The sequence below is a fragment of the Metabacillus lacus genome (assembly GCF_009674805.1).
In the GTDB taxonomy this organism is placed as follows: Bacteria; Bacillota; Bacilli; order Bacillales; family Bacillaceae; genus Metabacillus_C; species Metabacillus_C lacus.
This window is the reverse complement of record NZ_WKKI01000093.1, coordinates 1-3,256: the sequence shown is the minus strand read 5'-3', so window position 1 is coordinate 3,256 and position 3,256 is coordinate 1. Positions and strand designations below refer to the sequence as shown.

At 44.0% G+C, this 3,256-nt stretch carries 4 protein-coding genes; all 4 read right to left on the bottom strand.

Annotated elements, in window-relative coordinates:
* Nucleotides 1-145: 145 nt before the first annotated feature.
* Nucleotides 146-406: a DUF5348 domain-containing protein gene (locus GJU40_RS20310; RefSeq protein ID WP_154309869.1), complete on the bottom strand. Its 261-nt coding sequence runs from the start codon at nucleotides 404-406 to the stop codon at nucleotides 146-148.
* Nucleotides 403-1,203 (bottom strand): ExeA family protein, encoded by an 801-nt coding sequence (locus GJU40_RS20305; RefSeq protein WP_154309868.1) that lies wholly within the window; start codon nucleotides 1,201-1,203, stop codon nucleotides 403-405. Before GJU40_RS20305 ends, GJU40_RS20310 begins: the two co-directional genes overlap by 4 nt.
* Entirely contained in the window at nucleotides 1,196-2,458 is a 1,263-nt protein-coding gene (locus GJU40_RS20300) for a DDE-type integrase/transposase/recombinase (RefSeq protein WP_343031656.1), read from the bottom strand. The genes GJU40_RS20305 and GJU40_RS20300 overlap by 8 nt, the downstream gene beginning before the upstream one ends.
* A 136-nt stretch (nucleotides 2,459-2,594) precedes the next feature.
* Nucleotides 2,595-3,131: a DUF6431 domain-containing protein gene (locus GJU40_RS20295; protein ID WP_154309865.1), complete on the bottom strand. Its 537-nt coding sequence runs from the start codon at nucleotides 3,129-3,131 to the stop codon at nucleotides 2,595-2,597.
* Nucleotides 3,132-3,256 lie beyond the last annotated feature (125 nt).

Sequence of the window (3,256 nt, the reverse complement as noted above, 5' to 3'; positions counted from 1 at the left end):
TGTAAACGAGCACATTATTTCAGATTGGATTATTCATATTAATCCGGCAGAATATCTGGAACACTGTGCTCATTTTTGCACATTATTTCGGAATTTGGCAAAACCTGTTCAAATTTTTTCAGATTTAAAGACAAAAGGAAAACCCCTAATAAGGGGCTACTGCTTTGATGTAATCCTCTTTTCTTATCCTTACCTTGTAAATCTCATCCTCGTCTAGGATGAAATATGATTCATTACCAAGGCGTACAAACCAAGCATGATTCTTCCCGATTAAAGCAGGAATGTACTGATTTCCAATTCTCAGTTCAAATGCATAACCTTGTTCAATCCAGTAGGGCTGCTGCCCAATCCACACTTTCCAATCTTCTTCACCACGATCAAAAACCATAATTCCCCGCGCCTTCATAACCCCATATCCTCTATTGCCATTCTTACGACTTCCTCATCAATCTGTTCTTTCTTCATCTGGAATCCGAACAACAGGCTGTTGACTGTGAGGGTATTGATGACTCTTGGCCATCCTTGAGATCGTGTAGCGATTGTTTCGATTGCCGGTTCTGTGAAGATCGGCATCTTCGATCCAGCTAGTTTCATATGGTGTTCTAAATAAAATGTAACCTCTTCCCTGGATAAAGGCTGAATTTCATATTTCATGATGACCCTTTGGGAAAGGGGCCGATGATGATTCAACGCTAGCCTAGACTTCAAATGTGGCAATCCTGCCATCACCAGGATGAAGGGATTCGAGGAATCCATCTGGAAATTGAAAAGAATAGCTAAATCCTGCAGGAACGCATCCTTTGCCATGTGCATCTCATCCAATATGAAAACCGGGGTGATTTTCCGGTCTACTGCCATTCGTTCGATTCCCTGTTGTATTTGCCTGAAGAGGTCTACTTTGCGGAACTTCGGTTCCTCTCCAAGACCATAAGCCAGACCACGGTAAAAATCCATCACCCCGCCAGTTGAAAGGGGAAAATAGACGACATGGTACAATGCCGGATTCAATGACTCCCTGAAAGACCGCAAGGTGAAAGTCTTCCCAACTCCCGGGTCTCCAATCAGAAGGCCCATTCCCTTGGATTTCTGAAGGTATTGCAGCGCCCCCAGTGCTCCTTGATAGTCTTTTGAGCCGTAGGCATCCTTCGGATTGATGTCTTTGGAAAATGGGGCCTTTGCCAGTGAGTAAAATGATTTATACATGCTCTTTTCCTCCCTGTTCCTCATTCTCTGCGGCCAGGGTGAAAGGGGATGGCGTCCGTTTGGCATGAGCGTTGTCCTTCATGGAAACTAGGTTGGCTTCCGCCACTTTCTTTCCATCTTCAAAGATATAAACGCCCTCTTCATCTAGACGTACATCGATATTCAGTCCGATAAACCGGGCCGGGACCTCATACAATTGCTTGTTCAATGTAATGGTTCCATCCGCTTTCACTTTTCTCTGTTCGCGTTTAAGAAAGATGGAATCAAGAATGGAGGGATCCTCCAAATAGGTTATGGTGTCCAACTGAGACTGGAAGACTTGATGGGGTGTTAATCCGTCAAGGGATGCATGGACACGGCGATGGTAATCTTCCTCAAGCCAGCGCCAGAACCTATCATTTAGCTCATCCAGCGACGATGCCGGTTCTGCCTGCAATAAAGGATAAAATCGTGTTTGGACCGTCTTGAAGAAGCGTTCAATTTTGCCTTTGCTCCTGGGATCGTACGGACGCGTGTGGGCAAGCGTGATTCCAAGCTGGGCACAGGCAAACTGCAATGTTTCAGACCTGTAAATTTTTCCGTTGTCGCCATATATGATAGTGGGCTTGCCTCTTCTAATTAGAGCTTCCTTTGTCACAACCCTCAGTCCATCAAACTTCTCTGACGAGAAGAATTGGGCGTAAGGGATGAGCCTGGAACAATCATCGATATAGGCAATCAAGAAGGTTTTTTTCCTTTTTCCATCCACTGGCACGTAAGGGCCATGCGACAGATCCGCCTGCCATAAGGTATTTACCTTGTCATGGGCGAACCGCTTCCTTTCAGGCATGGCTTCCGGACCTTTTCCTGTAAGGTTGTGTTTTTTCAATAAACGATTTATAGTAGAATACGATATTTGACTTTTGTTTATCTCTCCATTGGCAATCAGTTGTTCGTAAAAGACGCTGACTGGCATATGGGGAGATTTTTTTCGTATCTCAAGGATTTGGTCCTGGTCATCAGGGGATAATCTACGGGAATTCCCCTTGTCCGCTCGCTTTTTCGGGAGCAGCCCTTCAAACCCATGCCTCCTGTAATGCAGGAACCACTCCTGTACTGTCTTTCCGGCAACCTTCCTTTCCCCATAATAAGGGACAGAGTGGAATTTGCCTTCCACTTCCTTCAGATATTCCTTTATATCCACTTGGCCATTCAGGATTGGAGCGATCAGCCCGTACCGGAATAACGCCACTTGTTCTCTTTCTCTTTCATTCACTGGAATGTTCCTCCTTCTCAATTCAGAAGGACGGCCGGCCATCCCAATAGTTATTCTACTTTCCAGGCATTTATTTGGCGATGCAATTGTTTTGTGGGACGGCCGATATTTTTTTCTGTAACGAAATATGATAGAATTACTTTGCCATGAAATACGTTGATAAATGACCCTTTGACCTTCGTAAGAAGGTGGATTCGCCAAAATCTCGGATCATTTTCAAATATTTTGTGGCTCTTTCTTTTTTATCCTCCAACGCCCCTAAATGATGTCCTAAGTCCGCAAAGAAGCTATGAATCCAATTCATTGACCTTAAGAAGCGTTTGAAGTGGAAGTCAGCGAGCTGCCTGCTTATTTCCCTGTTTCCCTTTGAGTCCTGAAGCCTGTCCTCTACTATCAAAAGTACAGAGGTGAGGGAACTCTGGTAATGCGGGATGATGAAATCAGGAAGTACAGAGAATGCCTTCTTACAGCTCTTGCATTTAAGCCTGCATATCACAATTCTCCATTCGTCCCCAGTTTCGGCAATGATGACATTCCTTTCAAAGAATCCATGTCGGTGTAGAAGCCCCTTTGATCCACAGTCTGGACATTCAAGAATGACCGGAAAGTCGTTCTCTTTTCCTCTTTCTTTATAGGTGCTGATACTAACGTTAAAATTATGGATAATACACATAAAAAAATCCCTCCGGCCAAATGTGCAAAATAATAGCCACATTATATCAGAAGGATAAATTTTGTCTGCCGGAAAAATATGAAAAAAACACCCGTTTTTTTGAGGGAAAAAAGTGAGTGTTTACA